We start from the raw sequence: 17,324 nt of genomic DNA, 5'->3' as shown, positions 1-17,324 counted from the left end.
CCTTGTCCTTTAGGCCTTTTTCGCCGTTTCGCGGTACACGAGCAGCGGGGGCTTGTTTTCGTCGATGGTCGATTCCTCGACCACCACCTTGTCGACATTGGTCGCGTTCGGCAATTCGAACATGGTGTCGATCAGCGACTGTTCAAGGATCGAGCGCAGGCCGCGCGCGCCGGTCTTGCGGGCCAGGGCCTTGCGTGCGATCGCCTTGAGCGCCGCGGGACGAATTTCGAGGTCCACGCCTTCCATTTGCAGCAGCTTGGTGAACTGCTTCACCACCGCATTCTTGGGCTCGGTCAGGATCTGCACCAGCGCGTCTTCGCTCAGTTCGGCCAGCGAGGCGACCACGGGCATGCGGCCCACGAGTTCGGGGATCAGGCCGAATTTGATCAGGTCTTCGGGCTCGACTTCGCGGAACACCTCGGTGATGCTGCGCTGGGCCTTGCTCTTGACCGCGGCGCCGAAGCCGATACCCGAGGCCTCGGTGCGGTTTTCGATGACCTTCTCGAGGCCCGAAAAGGCGCCGCCGCAGATGAACAGGATGTTGGTCGTGTCGATCTGCAGGAAGTCCTGGTTCGGGTGCTTGCGCCCGCCCTGGGGCGGCACGCTGGCCATGGTGCCTTCGATGAGCTTCAGCAGCGCCTGCTGCACACCCTCGCCCGACACGTCGCGCGTGATCGAGGGGTTGTCGGACTTGCGCGAGATCTTGTCGATTTCGTCGATGTAGACGATGCCGCGCTGGGCGCGCTCGACCTCGTAGTTGCAGCTTTGCAGCAGCTTCTGGATGATGTTCTCGACGTCCTCGCCCACGTAGCCGGCTTCGGTCAGCGTGGTGGCGTCGGCCATCACGAAAGGCACGTCGAGCATGCGCGCGAGCGTTTGCGCCAGCAGCGTCTTGCCCGAACCCGTGGGGCCGATCAAGAGGATGTTGCTCTTGCTGAGCTCGACCTCGTCGCCCTTGGTGTTCTTTTCCTTGTGGCGCAGGCGCTTGTAGTGGTTGTAAACGGCCACCGACAGCATGCGCTTGGCCGGCTCTTGGCCGATCACGTAGTTGTCGAGGTTGGTCTTGATCTCCAGCGGCGTGGGCAGGTCGCTGCGCGCGTCGCGTGCTTCCTCACCGGCCGGCAGCTCGTCACGGATGATCTCGTTGCACAGGTCGATGCATTCGTCGCAGATGAAGACCGAAGGGCCCGCGATCAGCTTCTTGACCTCGTGCTGGCTCTTGCCGCAGAACGAGCAATAAAGCGTTTTTTCGCTGGAGGTGCCTTTTTTTTCGGCCATGGACTTTTGCCTCGTGACAGGGTATGGACAATGATAACTAAACAAAAACGGCGTTTCCCGTGTGGGAAACGCCGTTTTTGCCATTCTGGCGCCCGAGGCGCCGGGCGGCATTAACCGCGCTGGGAGACAACCTGGTCGACCAGACCGTAATCCTTGGCCTCGTCGGCCGTCAGGAAGTAGTCGCGCTCGGTGTCCGACTTGACTTTTTCCAGCGGCTGGCCGGTGCGTTCGGCCAGGATGCGGTTCATCTGGTCCTTGGTGCGCAGGATGTCGCGCGCATGGATTTCGATGTCGGTGGCCTGGCCGCGTGCGCCGCCCAGCACCTGGTGAATCATGATCTTCGAGTTGGGCAGCGAGAAACGCTTGCCCTTCTCGCCGGCCGCCAGCAGAAAGGCGCCCATGCTGGCTGCGAAGCCCAGGCACATGGTCGACACCGACGGCTTGATGAACTGCATCGTGTCGTAGATCGCCATGCCGGCGCTCACGCTGCCGCCCGGGGAGTTGATGTAGAACGAAATGTCCTTGTCCGGGTTCTCGCTCTCGAGGAACAGCAACTGGGCCACCACGAGGTTGGCGGTCTGGTCGTTGACCTCGCCCACCAGGAAGATGATGCGTTCCTTGAGGAGACGCGAGTAGATGTCATACGACCGCTCGCCGCGGCCCGACTGCTCGACGACCATCGGGATCATGCCGAGGCCTTGAATTTCCTGTGCGCTCATGAATTTGCTCTCCGGAAAATGGATTCGTTCGCTCTGATTGAACTGTACGCCTGAGTGAAATGGGGCTCGTGCCGCAAAGCACAAGCCCCATCGGCGTTGCTGCATGCAGCGACGGAAACCAGCTTACTGCTGCTGCGCCATCAGTTCGTCGAACGACACCGACTTTTCGGTGACCTTCGCCTTGGCCAGCACGAAGTCGGTCACGTTGTTCTCGATGACCACGGCTTCGACTTCCGCCAGGCGGTTGTTGTCGCTGAAGTACCAACGCACGACGTCTTGCGGCTTCTCGTAGCTGGCGGCCAGCTCGTCGATGTGGGCCTTGATCTGCTCGGGCTTGGCCTGCAGTTCGTTGGCACGCACCAGTTCGGCCACCACCAGGCCCAGGCGCACGCGGCGCTCGGCTTGCGGACGGAACACTTCTTCGGGGATCGGGGCCTTGTCGGCGTCCTTGATGCCGCGCTGCTTGAGCTCGGCGCGGGCGCCTTCGATCATGCGGGCGACTTCCGACTGCACGCTGGCGTTCGGCAGGTCGAGCTCGGCATTGGCCACCAGAGCGTCCATCACGGCGTTCTTGTTGCGGGCCAGCAGGCGGAACTTCACTTCGCGCTCGAGGTTGCGCTTGATGTCGGCGCGCAGGCCTTCCACGGTGGCTTCTGCGATGCCGAGCGACTTGGCCAGCTGTTCGTTGACTTCGGGCAGGTGCGACGCTTCGATCTTCTTCACGGTGACCATGAAGTCGGCTTGCTTGCCGGCCACGTCCTTGCCGTGGTAATCGGCCGGGAACGACAGCGGGAAGGTGCGGCTGTCGCCGGACTTCATGCCGCGCACGGCGTCTTCGAATTCCTTGAGCATCTGGCCTTCGCCGACGACGAACTGGAAGTCTTCGGCCTTGCCGCCCTGGAAGGGCTCGCCGTCGATCTTGCCTTCGAAGTCGACCGTCACGCGGTCGTTGTCTTCGGCCACGGCGTCTTGGGCGCGCTGGGCGAAGGTGCGACGCTGCTTGCGCAGGATGTCCAGGGTCTTGTCGATGGCTTCGTCGCCGACTTCGGCCGACAGCTTCTCGACTTCAGCGCCCGACAGGTCGTTGATCTTGACTTCGGGGAACACTTCGAAGACCGCGTCGAAGGCGAGCTGGCCTTCGGGCGACTCTTCCTTCTCGGTGATGCGGGGCTGGCCGGCGACGCGCAGCTTGGCTTCGTTCGCGGCTTGCGAGAAGGCCTCACCGACCTTGTCGTTCATGACTTCGTAGTGCACCGAGTAGCCGTAGCGCTGGGCCACGACGTTCATCGGCACCTTGCCGGGACGGAAGCCGTCCATCTTGACGGTGCGCGCGAGCTTCTTGAGGCGCGAATCGACTTCGTTCTGGATGGTGCCGACCGGCAGGGTCAGCGTGATCTTGCGTTCGAGCTTCTCGAGAGTTTCAACGTTCACGGTCATGGTGTCTTCCTTGTGAGGGGTGTGGCTGGTGCGCGGGGCCGGACTCGAACCGGCACGTTCTTGCGAACGTCAGGACCTAAACCTGGTGCGTCTACCAATTTCGCCACCCGCGCGATGCCAAATTTCAGGTGAATGCAAAGGCGGACGGCCTCGGCGCTGCGGAAAAACCGCTGGCCCAAGACCGTCCGCCTGAAATCGGTCAACCGCGCATTTTAAACGCAAGAATGGGGGCCTTCCGGCTTCCCCCTTTTGGGGATTTCACCCACTCTCGCGCAAGGGATACGGGCCGCCCGAAAACGGCCCGTGGAAAGCGCCTTTTCAGGCCGTCTGCGGCTCCCGCTTGATGCGGAAGGCCGCGGCATACATCGCCGGCAGCGCCAGCAGTGTCAGCACGGTGGCCACGATCAGCCCGCCCATGATGGCCACGGCCATCGGCCCCCAGAACACGCTGCGCGACAGCGGAATCATCGCCAGCACCGCCGCCGCAGCGGTCAGCACGATGGGGCGCAGGCGTCGCACGGCCGACTCGACGATCGCGTCCCAGGCCGGCACGCCGGCCGCGCGGTCGCTCTCGATCTGGTCGATCAGGATCACGGCGTTGCGCTGGATCATGCCCATCAGCGCGATCACGCCGAGCAGCGCGACGAAGCCGAAAGGCCGGTTCAGCAGCAGCAGCGCGGCGGCCACGCCGGCGATGCCCATGGGGCCGGTGATGAACACCAGCAGCGAGCGGCTGAAACTGTGCAGCTGCAGCATCAGCAGCGTGAACACCAGGAACAGCATGATCGGCACGCCCGCCACGATCGAGGCCGAGCCCTTGCTGCTTTCCTCGACCGCGCCCGCCACCTCGATGCGGTAGCCGCCCTGCCCGGCCGCATGCCAGCCGGCCTCGAGCTTGCGCAGTTGCGGCAGCAGTTGTTCGGTCACGGTGGCGCCCTGCAGGCCTTCCACCACGTCGCCCTGCACGGTGATCGCGTAGTCGCGGTTCTCGCGCCACATCACGCCGGGCTCCCAGGTGAACACCGGACGGGCGATCTGCGTGAGCGGGATCGAACGGCCCGTGGTCGTCGGGATGTAGGCGTTGCCGATGTCCGAGATGGCCTCGCGCTCGTCGGCCGACTGGCGCAGCACGATGTCGATCAGCAAATCGTTCTCGCGGTACTGGCCGACCGTGGTGCCGCTGAACATGGTGCGCGAGGCTTGGGCGATCGCCTGGCTGGTCACGCCGAGCGCTCGCGCCTTGGCCTGGTCGATCTCGAGGCGGATCACCTTGACCGACTCGTTCCAGTTGTCGTTCACGCCGCGCATGTTGGCGCTCTCGCGCAGCACGGCCTTCACCTCGTCGGCGCGGGCGCGCAGTTGGGCGGGCTCGGTGCCGATCACGCGGAACTGGACCGGGTACGGCACCGGCGGGCCGTTGGGCAGCAGCTTGACGCGGCCGCGCACCTCGGGGAATTCTTCGGCCAGCAATGCGGGCAGGCGCAGGCGCAGTCGCTCGCGCACCTTCAGGTCCTGCGCCAGCACGATGAGCTGCGACACGTTGGTCTGCGGAAAGACCTGGTCCAGCGGCAGGTAGAAGCGCGGCACGCCGGAGCCGATCCAGGTGCTGACGGTCTTCACGCCCTCTTCCTTCATCACGCGCTGTTCGACGCGTTTGGCCACTTCTTCGTTGGCCGCGAACGAGGTGCCTTCGGGGAACCAGATGTCCACCATGATCTCGGGCCGGCTCGAATCGGGGAAGAACTGCTGCTGCACCTTGCCCATGCCGACGATGCCGAGCGCGAAGATCAGCACGGTGGCGCCGATGGTCAGCCAGCGGTGCTGCACGCACCAGTTCACCGCGCGACGGAAGCCGTTGTAGAACGGCGTGTCGAACAGCTCGTGCGGCGGCGCGTCGGGGTCGTGCGGCTTCACCTTGAGCAGCAGCGTGCCCAGGTACGGCACGAAATACACCGACACGATCCACGACAGCACCAGCGCAATCACCGTCACCGCAAAGATCGCGAAGGTGTACTCGCCCGTCACCGACTTGGCGATGCCGATCGGCAAAAAGCCCGCCGCCGTGATGAGCGTGCCCGTGAGCATCGGCTTGGCGGTCACGTCGTAGGCGAATGTGGCGGCGCGGACCTTGTCGTAGCCCTCTTCCATCTTCCGCACCATCATCTCGACCGCGATGATCGCGTCGTCGACCAGGAGGCCGAGCGCGATGATCAGCGACCCCAGCGATATCTTGTGCAGCCCGATGCCGAAGTAGTTCATGGCCAGGAAGGTCACGGCCAGCACCAGCGGAATGGTGATCGCCACCACCAGCCCCGGTCGCATGTCGATGTACCAGCCGAAGCGCCCGCCCTTGTGCAGGCCGAGCGCGATGATGCTCACGGCCAGCACGATGGCCACGGCCTCGATGAGCACGCCGACGAATTCGTTGACCGAGCTGGCCACCGACACCGGCTGGTCCTGCACCTGCGCCAGCTTCACGCCGGCCGGCAGGCGCTGGTCGATGGTGGCGGTGGTGGCCCTCAGCGCCTTGCCCAGCGCAATGATGTCGCCGCCCTTGGTCATCGACACGCCGAGCGCGATCACTTCCTTGCCCTGGTGGTGCACCTTGACGGCCGGCGGATCGACATAGCCGCGGCGAATCTCGGCGATGTCGCCGAGCTTGATCTGGTTGCCCGAGCTGCCGCGGATCGGCATGTCGCGCAGCTGCTCGACGCTGGTGAACTGGCCGCCCACGCGCACCTGCACCACATCGAGCGGCGACTGGATGGTGCCGGCACTTTCCACCGCGTTCTGCGAGCCGAGCTGCGCCAGCACGGCGTTGAAGTCGAGCCCCAGTTGCGCCAGGCGCTTCTGCGAAATCTCGATGAAGACTTTTTCGTCCTGCACGCCGAACTGGTCGACCTTGGCCACGTCCTTCACGCGCAGCAATTGCTGGCGCACGTCGTCAGCCAGCGTCTTCAATTCGGCGTAGCTGAAGCCTTCGCTCTCCAGCGCGTAGATCACGCCGTAGACATCGCCGAAATCGTCATTGAAGAACGGCCCCTGCACACCCGCGGGCAAGGTGCCGCGCATGTCGCCGATCTTCTTGCGCACCGTGTACCAGACGTTGGCCACCTCGGCGGCCTTCGACGAATCCTTGATCTGGAAAATGATCTGCGACTCGCCCGGCTTCGAATAGCTGCGGATCTTGTCGGCGTACGGCGCTTCCTGCAGCGTGCGCTCCAGCTTGTCGGTGACCTGCTCGGCCACCTGCTGCGCGGTCGCGCCGGGCCAGTAGGTGCGCACGACCATCGCGCGGAAGGTGAACGGCGGGTCTTCGTCCTGGCCGAGCTGGAAGTACGCAAACGCGCCCAGCACCATCAGCACCACCATCAGGTAGCGCGTGAGGGGCGCGTGGTCCAGCGCCCATTTGGAAAGATTGAAGCCGGCGGGTTTGTGCTCAGGCGTCACGGGAGTTTCAGGGGTCGCAGGGCCTTCCGTCATTTGGCGGCACCCGTTGCGATCTCCTTCTTGGTCGCGGCCACGGCCTCGACGGCCCGCTGCTGCGCCTGCGCCTGCTGCTGGCCGTTGGCGGCGGCCGCCATGGCCTCCTTCGACTGGTAGACCGTGACCTTCTGCCCCGGCGACAGCACGTGCACGCCCGCGGCCACGACCATCATGCCGGGCGCCAGGCCCGCGCCGATCACCGCTTCATTGCCGTCGGCCGTGACCACCTGCACCGGCTGCGAGCGCACGGTCATGCTGTCTTTTTCGAGTACCCAGACCGCCGAGCCCTTGCCTTCCTGGCGCAGCGCGCTGGTCGGCAGCTTGATCACCGCGACGTCGGTGCGCGCCAGGGCCTGCGGCCTTGCGTAGACCGTGGCGCCGAGCGCCGGCGACGTGGCCGCGTCGATCGACACCTTGACCGAATAGGTGCGCGTGACCGCATCGGCACTGGCCGCCACCTCGCGCACCTTGCCCTGCAGCACCTCGCCGCCGGACCAGCCGCGCACCGCGACCGGCGAGCCGGACTTGATCAGCGCGGCGCGATCTTCAGGCACCGCGAACACCACGTCGCGCGCGCCGTCCTGGGCGATGCGCACGACCGGCGTGCCGGCCTGCACCACCTGGCCCGGCTCGGCCTCGATGGCGGTGATGACGCCCGCCACATCGGCCACCAGCGTCGTGTAGCTGGCCTGGTTGCCTTGGGAGGCCAGTTGCGCCTGCGCCTGTTCAAACTGCGCTTGCGCGGCCTTCCAGGTGGTTTCGCGGCGTTCCAGTTCGGCGCCGCTGATGAAGTTCTGCGAACGCAGCTCGGTGTAGCGCTTCAGGTCGGCGGCGGCAAGGTCGCGGTTGGTCTGCGCGGCGGCCTGCTGTGCACGGGCAGCCTCGGCGGCCAGGCGGTAGTCCTGCGGATCGAGCTGCGCCAGCACCTGGCCGGCCTGCACGTGCTGGCCGAGTTCGGCCTGGCGTCTGGTGATTTTTCCGGCGACGCGGAACCCGAGACGCGATTCGACGCGGGCCCGCACCTCGGCCGAAAACTCGGGCTGGGCGTCGTAGTCGCTGGTGCCGACGGTCACGAACTTGACCGCCCTCACGGGCTCCTGGGCAGGCGGTTTCGGCGAACAGCCGGCCAAAAAGATGGCGGGAAGCAGCAGCCAGGCGGCGCTGCGGGCACGGAGTGAGGCGGCGGAGGCGGTCATGAGACACCCAAGAAGAGAGGAACCGGGTCATTAATGACCCACCGGTTAGTAATCTAGGGTAAACGTTAAACAGTGTCAATGACCCGCCGGTCAGTTGACCCTGTCCGCAGCAATGTCTGCGCTAAGTTCTCTGCCCCATTTCGACCAGCCGGTTGTCCGGAAGCTCGAAGTAATCGGAGGCCCGGCCCGCGTTGCGCTGCAGCCAGCCGAACAGCACCCGTCGCACCGGGTTCATGCCCGGCAGGTTCTCCTCGCCCACCGAGGCGCGGGAGACAAAGTACGAGGTCTTCATCGAGTCGATAGCCAGGGTCTTCTGGTAGGCCAGGATGCGGATGAACTCGGGCACGTCGGGCCGCTCCATGAAGCCGTGCCGCGCGGTGACCACCCAGATGCCGTCCATGAGCTGGTCGGCCTCGATGCGCAGGCGCGCGTCCACGCGCGGCGTGTCGCACGAGAGCACGCGCAGCACGATCACCTGCTCGTGCAGCACCTGGTTGTGCTTGAGGTTGTGCAGCAGCGCGTGCGGCACCGCCGTGGCGTCGGGGTTCAGGAACACCGCCGTGCCGCTCACCCTGTGCGGCATGTTCAGCGCCAGCGACTCGACGAAGGGCCGCAGCGGCAGGCTGTCGGCCTCGGCCGCTTCCAGGCCCAGGCGCCGGCCCTTGGCCCAGGTGGTGAACAGCACCATCACCCCGGCCGCCACCGCCAGCGTGAGCCAGCCGCCCTCGGCCACCTTGAGGCTGTTGGACACCACGAAGGTCAGGTCGACCGCCGCGAAGGCCAGCACGCCGACCACCACCGCCACCTTGTTCCAGCGCCACAGGCCCCAAGCCACGATGCCGGCCAGCAACGTGGTCGTCACCATGGTGATCGACACGGCGATGCCATACGCCGCCGACAGCGCGCCCGAGCTGCGGAAGCCGAGCACCAGCAACAGGACCCCGACCATCAGCAGCCAGTTGACTGCCGGCACGTAGATCTGCCCGATGGCCGTGCCCGAGGTCTGCACCACGCGCATGCGCGGCAGGTAGCCCATGCGCATCGCCTGCGCGGTGAGCGAGAAAGCACCCGAGATCACCGCCTGCGAGGCGATCACCGTCGCCATCGCGGCCAGCACCACCATCGGCAGCACGCCCCACGACGGAAAGAGCCGGAAGAACGGGTTGTCGATGGCCGCCGGGTTGCCCAGCACCAGCGCGCCCTGCCCGAAGTAGTTGAGCACCAGCCCCGGCAGCGCGATGAAGATCCACGCCAGCCGGATCGGCTTGGCGCCGAAGTGCCCCATGTCGGCATACAGCGCCTCGCCGCCTGTGAACGCCAGGAACACCGCGCCCAGCACCGCCAGAGACTGCGCCCGGTGCTCGACCAGGAAGCCCACCGCCCGGCGCGGATCGAGCGCCGCCAGCACCTGCGGCTGCTGCAGCACCTGCCAGAGGCCGGCCAGGCCCAGCACCAGGAACCACAGCAGCATCACCGGCCCGAAGATCTTGCCGACCACGCCCGTGCCCTTCTTCTGCACCATGAACAGCCCGATCAGGATCGCCACCGTGATCGGGATCACCGCGCGCTGCAGCACCGGCGCCTGCACCTCCAGGCCCTCGACCGCCGACAGCACCGAGATGGCCGGCGTGATCAGGCTGTCGCCGTAGAACATGGCCGCGCCGACCAGGCCCAGCAGCCCGATCCCGCGCCACACCCAGGGCCGGGTCTTCGGGCCCGACACCGCATTGCGCGCCAGCGCCTGCAGCGCCAGGATGCCGCCTTCGCCGTCGTGGTCGGCGCGCAGCACGAACACCACGTACTTGAGCGTCACCACGAACATCAGGCCCCAGAAGATCAGCGAGAGCAGGCCCAGCACCGCATCGGGCGAGAACGGCACGCCGTGCTCGGGGTTCATCGTCTCCTTGAAGGCGTACAGCGGCGAGGTGCCGATGTCGCCGAAGACGACGCCCAGCGCCGCGATCATCAGACCCGGCCCGGCCGGATGTGCCGTGTCGCCCGAAGCGGGAGGCAAAGTCCCGGAAGCCGCGGCAGTTGCTTTCATCGTCATGGGCGAAAGAGTGATGGAAAGTGGCGACGCCATGAGCATAGTGCCCGGACATGACGTCGCCGACAATCGTGGCGTGTCCGCCACTCCCCCCGCCAATCCCCGTCATGCCGCCGCGCCGGCCCATTACGAAAACTTCCCCGTGGCCTCGTGGCTGTGCCCGCCGCACCTGCGCCCGCCGATCGCCGCGATCTACCACTTTGCCCGCACCGCCGACGACATCGCCGACGAAGGCGACGCCTCGCCCGATGCGCGCCTGGCCGAGCTGCGCGCCTACCGCGAGGAACTGGCCGCCGCCGCGCGCGGCGAAGCGCTGCCCGACTCGCGCTGGCCCCATGTGTTCGGCCCGCTGGCCTGGGCCATCACCGAGTACCGCCTGCCCGAAGACCTGCTCGCCGACCTGCTCAGCGCCTTCATGCAGGACATCGAAAAAACCCGCGACCGCGGCACGTATGCCGACCGCGCCGAGCTGCTCGACTACTGCCGCCGCTCCGCCAACCCGGTCGGCCGGCTGCTGCTGCACCTGTACGGCGTGACCGATGCGCAGGCGCTGGCCCAGAGCGATGCCATCTGCAGCGCGCTGCAGCTCATCAATTTCTGGCAGGACCCGAGCGTCGACCTGCCGCGCGGGCGCTTCTACTTTCCGCGCACCGACTGCGAAAGGCGCGGCCTGACGTCGGAGCACTTCAAGGTTTTCGAACCGCTGTCGCCGGCACCGCCGCCGCAGGAAGCTATCAATCTGATAGCGGTGGTGGCTTTCTGGGCGCGCGAGCTCATGACCGAAGGCGCACCGCTCGTGCACCGCCTGCGGGGCCGCGTGGGCTGGGAGCTGCGCCTTGTCGTGCAGGGCGGCCTGCGCATCCTCGACAAGATCGAGGACCTGGGCTTCGACACCTTCTCGCAGCGCCCCACCGTCGGCAAGGCCGACGCGCCCGTGCTGCTCTGGAAGGCATGGCGGATGCGGAGACAATCACGCCCCATGAAAGCAGCGCCTCCCCGATGAACCCCGAGCAATACGTGCAAGACAAGGCCGCCGCTTCGGGCAGCAGTTTCTATTACGCCTTCCTGTTCCTTCCCAAGCCGCGGCGCGCCGCGATCACGGCTTTTTATGCCTTCTGCCGCGAGGTCGACGACGTGGTCGACGAGGTCCACGACCCCGGCGTGGCCGCCACCAAGCTCGCCTGGTGGCGCACCGAGGTCGCCCAGGCCTTTGCCGGCACGCCGCGCCACCCGGTCATGCAGGCGCTCATGCCGCATGCCGCGGCCTACGGCATCGAGGCCCGCCAGCTCCACGAGGTGATCGACGGCTGCCAGATGGACCTGGACCAGACCCGCTACCTCGACTTTCCCGGCCTCGCGCGCTACTGCCATCTGGTGGCCGGCGTGGTCGGCGAAGTCGCGGCGCGCATCTTCGGCCAGACCGATCCGCAGACCACCGCCTACGCCCACAAGCTCGGCCTGGCGCTGCAGCTCACCAACATCCTGCGCGACGTCGGCGAAGACGCGCTGCGCGGTCGCATCTACCTGCCGGTCAACGAGCTGCAGCAGTTCGACGTGAAGGCGCACGAGATCCTCAACCGCATCCATTCCGACCGTTTTGTCGCGCTCATGAAGTTCCAGGCCCAACGCGCCCACGCCGCCTACGACGAAGCGCTGGCCCTGCTCCCGCTGGCCGACCGCCGCACCCAGAAGCCCGGCCTGATGATGGCCAGCATCTACCGCACGCTGCTGCGCGAGATCGAAAGCGACGACTTCCAGGTGCTGAACCAGCGCGTCAGCCTGACGCCGGTGCGCAAGCTCTGGCTGGCGTGGAAAGTCCAGGCCCTCGGCCGGATATGACGCCCCACCCTTCGTGCCCATGAGGCTCGCCGTCATCGGCGCCGGCTGGGCCGGCCTCGCCTGCGCCGTCGAGGCCACGCGCCTCGGCCACGCCGTCACCCTGTTCGAAGCCGCGCCGATGGCCGGCGGGCGCGCGCGGCGGGTCGATCACATGCATGGCATGGCGCTCGACAACGGGCAGCACATCCTGATCGGCGCCTACACCGCCACGCTGGCGCTCATGCGCGACGTGGGTGTGGAGGTCGACATCGCCCTGCAGCGCCTGCCGCTCTCGCTGCGCTTTGCCGACGGCGGCGGGCTGCAGCTGCCCGCGGGCCGGCCGCCGCCGCTCGATCTGCTCATCGGCATCTTCACCGCGCGCGGCTGGCGCTGGCGCGACAAGGCCGCGCTGCTGTCGACCGCCGTGCGCTGGCGCCTCGCGGGCTTTCGCTGCGCGCCCGGCACCAGCGTCGCCACGCTCTGCACCGGCCTCACGCCGCGCGTGATGCAGGAGCTGATCGAGCCGCTGTGCGTCTCCGCGCTCAACACGCCGGTTTCGCAGTCGAGCGGCCAGGTGTTCCTGCGCGTGCTGCACGACGCGCTGTTCAGCGGACGCGGCGGTGCCGACCTGCTGCTGCCGCGCGTCGACCTCGGCGCCCTGCTGCCCGACGCCGCGCTGGCGTGGCTCACCCAGCATGGCGCCACCGTGCGCATCGGCCACCGCGTGCGCGCCATCGCGCCCGAAGGTGAGCAGTGGCGCGTCGACGACGAAGTCTTCGACCAGGCCGTGCTCGCCGGCGCGCCCTGGGACGCCGCACGGCTCGCGCGCGCCACCGGCCTGCCTGCTGCTTCGCGCTGGTGCAACGTCACCGAATCGCTGCGCTTCGAGGCGATCGCCACGGTCTACGTGCGCGGCGCCGCGCCGCTGGCCGAGCCGATGCTCGCGCTGCGCAGCCAGCCGGGCAGCGCACCGGCCCAGTTCGTGTTCGATCGCGGCCAGCTCGGCGGACCAGCAGGCGTGCTCGCCTTTGTCGTGAGCGCCAATGAAACGTCGCGCGAGACGCTCGAGAAACAGGTGCTCGCCCAAGCCGGCACGCAGCTCGGCCAACCGGGGCTGACGCCGATCCAGACCGTGGTCGAGAAGCGCGCCACCTTCGCCTGCACGCCCGGCCTGGCACGCCCGCCGGCCGCCATCGCGCCGGGGCTGCTGGCCTGCGGCGATTACACCGAAGGCCCCTATCCCGCCACGCTCGAAGGCGCCGTCCTCAACGGACTGGCCGTCGCGCGCTCGCTTGCCACGCCCTGACCCTATGACGACGACCCTGCGTTACCTCGATTTCGACTACAGCGAAGACACCGAAGACCACGGCACCTTCGACGCCATGGCCTCGACCCCGCCCGAGCGCACGCCCGAGGTGGAAGCCGAGATCGCACTGGTGCTGGCCTGGGCCGAGGCCACCTTCCCGGGCGCGCGCGGCGCGCTCGACGAAGGTGCGATGTGGGATTGCGACGTGCAGCGCACGCGGGAAGAGAACCCGCGCCTGGACACCCTCACGCTCTCGCTCAGCGGCACCGCCGACTTCTGCGCGGCGCTGCGCGAGCGCTTCGGGCTCGACTGAAAAGCTACAGCCGACTCAGGCCGTCTTGTTGCGCAGGCGCAGCAGGCTCAACCCCAGCAGCACGAAGGCGCCGCCCGACACGCGGTTGAACAGCTTCGCGCGCTTCGGGTTCGCGAACTGCTTCTTCAGCAGGCGCGCCAGCACCACGTACGACCCATGCGCCAACACCGAGCCGGCCGCGAAGGTCGTGGTGAGCACGGCGAACTGCGTGAGGATCGGCGCGTCGTGCGTGAGGAACTGCGGGAACAGCGCCGAGAAGAACAGGATGCCCTTGGGGTTGGTCAACGCCACCGTCACGCCATGCCCGAACAGCCGGCGTGCGGAACGCGAAGGTGCCGGTGCGCCCGAAGGCTGCAGCTCGGCGAACACGCTCGTTCGGCTGCGCCACTGCCGGATGCCCAGGTAGACGAGGTAGCCCGCGCCCGCCACCTTCAGCACCATGAAGGCCGTGGCCGAGGTGTTGAGCACCACGCCCAGCCCGCCCATCGCGGCGGCCGACACCAGGAAGAGCCCGCAGGCGTTGCCCAGCGAACTGATCATCGCGCGGCGCGGGCCGACAGTGATGGCATTGGAGACCGCGAGCAGCACGGCCGGGCCGGGCGTGAAGGCGACGAGCAGGGTCACGCCGCAAAAGAGAAGCCAGGTGGAAAGATGCATGGGAGGAAATTCGCGTGAAAGCAGTGAAAGGAGGCAGCCGCAAAACTATAGTCCGGGCAGCCGCGTGCCGCTCGGGCCGCGCCGATAGTCCCTAGACCCCCGTCACCCATGATCACCTGCTACCTGCGCTACATCGTCGATCCCTTCAAGCTCAAGGAATTCGAGCACTACGGCAAGCTCTGGATTCCACTGGTCGAGAAGTTCGGCGGCCAGCACCACGGCTACTTCCTGCCGTCCGAAGGCGCGAACAACGTGGCGCTGGCGATGTTCAGCTTCCCGAGCCTGGCTGCGTACGAAACCTACCGCGCCGATTCGATGCAGGACGCCGACTGCCAGGCCGCCTTCCGCTACGCGGAGGAAACCCGCTGCATCGTCAGCTACGAGCGCAGCTTCTTCCGACCCGTGTTCCGCTGACCCGAAGAAAGCTCAGGCGCCCAGCGCGATGCACAGCGCGTGCAGGTTGGGCACGATCAGCTGCGGACGCGCGCCGTGTTCCCACGGGCGCTCGTCGCGCACCAGCCACGCCGCCTGCATGCCGGCGTTGAGCGCGCCCACCACGTCGAGCGCGGCGTCGTCGCCCACGTGCAGCACGTCTTTCGGCAGCAGGCCGACCGAGGCCGCCGCGGCGCGGAAGATCGGCGCGTGCGGCTTGCCGCTGCCGAAGGCGCGCGCATTGAAGGCGGTGCGGAACCACCGGCCGACGCCGGTCTTGTGGATGTCGGCATTGCCGTTCGACACCGCCACCAGCGGATAGCGCTCGCTGAGCCACTTCAGCGCCGGCAGCGCGTCGTCGTACAGCGTGACGCGCTGGCGCTCTTCAAAGAAAGCGTCGAAGGCCGGGTCCGCCAGCGCCGGGTCTTCGCCCGCGCGCGTGAGCGCCGTGCGGATCGACTCGCGGCGCAGCGCGCTCAGGTCGTGCGCGAGGTCGGAGCGCTCCTTGGCGGTGGCTTCGCGCAACTCGCGCAGCACGCCCGGCGTAAGCAGCAGCGAGGCCGTCTTGGGCGCCTCGCGCAGCAGCCATTCGTGCAGCACGCGCTCGGCGCGTTCGATGGTCGGCCAGATCGGCCACAGGGTGTCGTCGAGGTCGAGCGAGATCGCCGAAATGCGCGAGATGTCGAGCGGCGTGGCGCCGCCGGGCGCCGGGGAAGCGGAAGTCATGCCTGAGAATATCGCATGCCTCTCGCCCCCCAAGACAGTCAGAACAGCAAGAACGACCGCACCGCCGTGCTCTGGTGCAACCTCGGTTCGCCCGATGCCCCCACCGCCGCCGCGGTGCGCCCCTACCTCGCCGAATTTCTCGGCGACCCGCGCGTGGTCGAGATCCCCAGGGTGCTGTGGGCGCTGATCCTGCACGGCATCATCCTGCGCACGCGGCCTGCGAAGTCGGCCGCCAAGTACGCGAGCATCTGGCTGCCCGAGGGCTCGCCGCTCAAGGTCTGGACGCAGAAGCAGGCCACCCTGCTGGCCGGCTGGCTCGGCGAACGCGGCCATCGCGTGACGGTGCGCGACGCGATGCGCTACGCCAACCCGTCGATCGCCTCGCGGCTCGATGCGCTGCAAGCCGAGGGCGCGACGCGCGTGCTGGTGCTGCAGGCCTATCCGCAGTACTCGGCCACCACCACGGCCAGCGTGATCGACGCGGTGAACGCGTGGAGCCGCCGCCAGCGCCGCGTGCCCGAGTTCCGCTTCGTCAACCAGTACCACGACGACCCGGCCTACATCGAGGCGCTCGCGCAAGGCATCGAGAAGCACTGGAAGACCGAAGGCCGCGGCGAGCTGCTGGTGATGAGCTTCCACGGCATTCCCGCACGCAACATCGCGCTCGGCGATCCCTACGAGGCGCAGTGCCTCGAGACCGCGCGCCTGCTCGCGGCGCGGCTGGGCCTGGCGTCCACGCAGTACCGCACGACCTTCCAGTCGCGCTTCGGCCGCGCCAAGTGGCTGGAGCCCTACACCGAGCCGACCTTGCGCGAACTCGGCGCCAGCGGCGTGAAGCACGTCGACGTGGTGTGCCCCGGCTTTCCGGCCGACTGCCTCGAAACGCTCGAAGAAATCGCGATGGAAGGTCGCGAAGCCTTCCTGCACGCGGGCGGTGAACGCTTCGGCTACATCCCCTGCCTCAACGACAGCCCGGCGTGGATCACCGCGCTCGCGGGCATCGCCGAACGCCACCTGGCGGGCTGGCCCACCCGACCCCACACGACCACACCATGAAGAAAGACCTGCACGAAGCCAACCGCCAGTCGTGGAACGCAGCCACGGTCGCACACAACAGCCACAAGGGCGACCAGGCCGCCTTCTTCCGCGCGGGCGGCTCCACGCTGTTCCCCGAGGAAAGCGCCCTGCTCGGCGACGTGAACGGCCTCTCGGTGCTGCACCTGCAATGCAACGCGGGACAGGACAGCCTGAGCATCGCGCGCCGCGGCGCACGCGTGACGGGCGTCGACATCTCCGACGAAGCCATCGACTTCGCCACCCGGCTCTCGGCCGACTCGGGCGTTGCGGCGCGCTTCGAGCGTGCGGACGTCTACGACTACTTCGAGGCCGCCGCCGCGCGCGGCGAGCGCCATGACCTCGTGTTCTGTTCGTACGGCACGCTGTGCTGGCTGTCCGACCTCGGTGCCTGGGCGCGCGGCGTGGCGCAGTTGCTCAAGCCCGGCGGGCGCTTCGTGATCGTCGAGTTCCACCCGTTTGCGCTGGTGTTCGACCCGCAGTGGCAGTTCCACTACGACTACTTCAACGACGCGCCCGTGCCCGAGGAAGGCGTGGGCGACTACGTGGCCGAATCCGGCGACGGCCTCGTGCCGGACGATCGCCCGGTGCCCGGCGTGCAGGGCTTTCGCAACCCGCACCCGAGTTTCGAGTTCACCTGGGGCGTGGGCCAGGTGACGACCGCGCTCGCGCAGGCGGGCCTGGCCATCGAGCGTTTCGAGGAGTACCCGTACACGAACGGCTGGAAGCCCTTCGAGGGCATGCGCGACATGGGCGGACGCCGCATGGCACCGCCCGAAGGCATGCCGCGCATTCCGCTGATGTACGCGCTGGCGGCACGCCGCGCCTGAACGAA

General features: G+C 67.5%; 15 protein-coding genes and 1 tRNA gene. 7 read left to right on the top strand and 9 right to left on the bottom strand.

Going from position 1 to position 17,324, the window contains the following annotated elements:
* Positions 1-9 precede the first annotated feature (9 nt).
* The 7 genes from clpX to CLU95_RS28595 form a co-directional block, all read right to left on the bottom strand.
* Complete coding sequence (clpX, locus tag CLU95_RS28625; RefSeq protein ID WP_099796720.1) at positions 10-1,278, bottom strand: ATP-dependent Clp protease ATP-binding subunit ClpX; 1,269 nt, start codon at positions 1,276-1,278, stop codon at positions 10-12.
* A 110-nt stretch (positions 1,279-1,388) separates the two neighbouring features.
* Positions 1,389-1,997 carry an ATP-dependent Clp endopeptidase proteolytic subunit ClpP gene (gene clpP / locus CLU95_RS28620; RefSeq protein ID WP_062475843.1) on the bottom strand — a complete coding sequence of 203 codons (609 nt, stop codon included), beginning with the start codon at positions 1,995-1,997 and terminating at the stop codon, positions 1,389-1,391.
* Between the two features lie 123 nt (positions 1,998-2,120).
* The gene (tig, locus tag CLU95_RS28615; protein ID WP_099796719.1) at positions 2,121-3,434 is read right to left on the bottom strand and encodes a trigger factor; all 1,314 of its coding nucleotides are present in this window, start codon (positions 3,432-3,434) and stop codon (positions 2,121-2,123) included.
* A 26-nt stretch (positions 3,435-3,460) separates the two neighbouring features.
* Positions 3,461-3,547: transfer RNA gene (locus CLU95_RS28610), tRNA-Leu, on the bottom strand.
* A 205-nt stretch (positions 3,548-3,752) separates the two neighbouring features.
* Entirely contained in the window at positions 3,753-6,917 is a 3,165-nt protein-coding gene (locus tag CLU95_RS28605) for an efflux RND transporter permease subunit (RefSeq protein WP_099796718.1), read from the bottom strand.
* The gene (locus CLU95_RS28600; RefSeq protein WP_099796717.1) at positions 6,914-8,116 is read right to left on the bottom strand and encodes an efflux RND transporter periplasmic adaptor subunit; all 1,203 of its coding nucleotides are present in this window, start codon (positions 8,114-8,116) and stop codon (positions 6,914-6,916) included. The genes CLU95_RS28605 and CLU95_RS28600 overlap by 4 nt, the downstream gene beginning before the upstream one ends.
* 121 nt (positions 8,117-8,237) lie before the next feature.
* Positions 8,238-10,160 (bottom strand): potassium transporter Kup, encoded by a 1,923-nt coding sequence (locus CLU95_RS28595; protein WP_441351515.1) that lies wholly within the window; start codon positions 10,158-10,160, stop codon positions 8,238-8,240.
* 79 nt (positions 10,161-10,239) lie between these two features.
* Here CLU95_RS28595 and hpnC point away from each other — a divergent pair, with 79 nt between their 5' ends.
* Genes hpnC through CLU95_RS28575 form a run of 4 tightly spaced genes read left to right on the top strand, consistent with a single transcriptional unit; the run spans position 10,240 to position 13,600 of the window.
* On the top strand, positions 10,240-11,166 hold the full coding sequence (gene hpnC, locus CLU95_RS28590; RefSeq protein WP_257214759.1) for a squalene synthase HpnC: 927 nt from the start codon (positions 10,240-10,242) through the stop codon (positions 11,164-11,166).
* Complete coding sequence (hpnD, locus tag CLU95_RS28585) at positions 11,163-12,002, top strand: presqualene diphosphate synthase HpnD (RefSeq protein WP_099796715.1); 840 nt, start codon at positions 11,163-11,165, stop codon at positions 12,000-12,002. The genes hpnC and hpnD overlap by 4 nt, the downstream gene beginning before the upstream one ends.
* Positions 12,003-12,021: 19 nt before the next feature.
* Positions 12,022-13,287, top strand: coding sequence for a hydroxysqualene dehydroxylase HpnE (gene hpnE, locus CLU95_RS28580; protein ID WP_099796714.1), 1,266 nt, complete (start codon positions 12,022-12,024; stop codon positions 13,285-13,287).
* A gap of 4 nt (positions 13,288-13,291) precedes the next feature.
* Positions 13,292-13,600: a hypothetical protein gene (locus CLU95_RS28575; RefSeq protein ID WP_099796713.1), complete on the top strand. Its 309-nt coding sequence runs from the start codon at positions 13,292-13,294 to the stop codon at positions 13,598-13,600.
* Positions 13,601-13,615: 15 nt separating this feature from the next.
* On the opposite strand, the gene CLU95_RS28570 is transcribed toward CLU95_RS28575, so the two are convergent.
* Positions 13,616-14,257 carry a LysE family translocator gene (locus CLU95_RS28570; RefSeq protein ID WP_099796712.1) on the bottom strand — a complete coding sequence of 214 codons (642 nt, stop codon included), beginning with the start codon at positions 14,255-14,257 and terminating at the stop codon, positions 13,616-13,618.
* Between the two features lie 108 nt (positions 14,258-14,365).
* Here CLU95_RS28570 and CLU95_RS28565 point away from each other — a divergent pair, with 108 nt between their 5' ends.
* The gene (locus tag CLU95_RS28565; protein ID WP_062475864.1) at positions 14,366-14,671 is read left to right on the top strand and encodes an NIPSNAP family protein; all 306 of its coding nucleotides are present in this window, start codon (positions 14,366-14,368) and stop codon (positions 14,669-14,671) included.
* Positions 14,672-14,683: 12 nt separating this feature from the next.
* Here the strand turns inward: CLU95_RS28565 and CLU95_RS28560 are convergent, their stop codons facing one another.
* A complete protein-coding gene (locus CLU95_RS28560) occupies positions 14,684-15,415 on the bottom strand; it encodes an HAD family hydrolase (protein ID WP_099796711.1) in 732 nt (243 codons plus the stop codon).
* 15 nt (positions 15,416-15,430) lie between these two features.
* Here CLU95_RS28560 and hemH point away from each other — a divergent pair, with 15 nt between their 5' ends.
* Together hemH and CLU95_RS28550 are read left to right on the top strand one after the other, a co-directional pair.
* Entirely contained in the window at positions 15,431-16,471 is a 1,041-nt protein-coding gene (gene hemH, locus CLU95_RS28555; RefSeq protein WP_099796710.1) for a ferrochelatase, read from the top strand.
* Positions 16,468-17,319, top strand: coding sequence for a class I SAM-dependent methyltransferase (locus CLU95_RS28550; protein WP_099796709.1), 852 nt, complete (start codon positions 16,468-16,470; stop codon positions 17,317-17,319). Before hemH ends, CLU95_RS28550 begins: the two co-directional genes overlap by 4 nt.
* Positions 17,320-17,324 lie beyond the last annotated feature (5 nt).

The organism is Variovorax sp. 54, from assembly GCF_002754375.1.
In the GTDB taxonomy this organism is placed as follows: domain Bacteria; phylum Pseudomonadota; class Gammaproteobacteria; order Burkholderiales; family Burkholderiaceae_C; genus Variovorax.
This window is presented reverse-complemented; position numbering and strand designations above follow the sequence as displayed.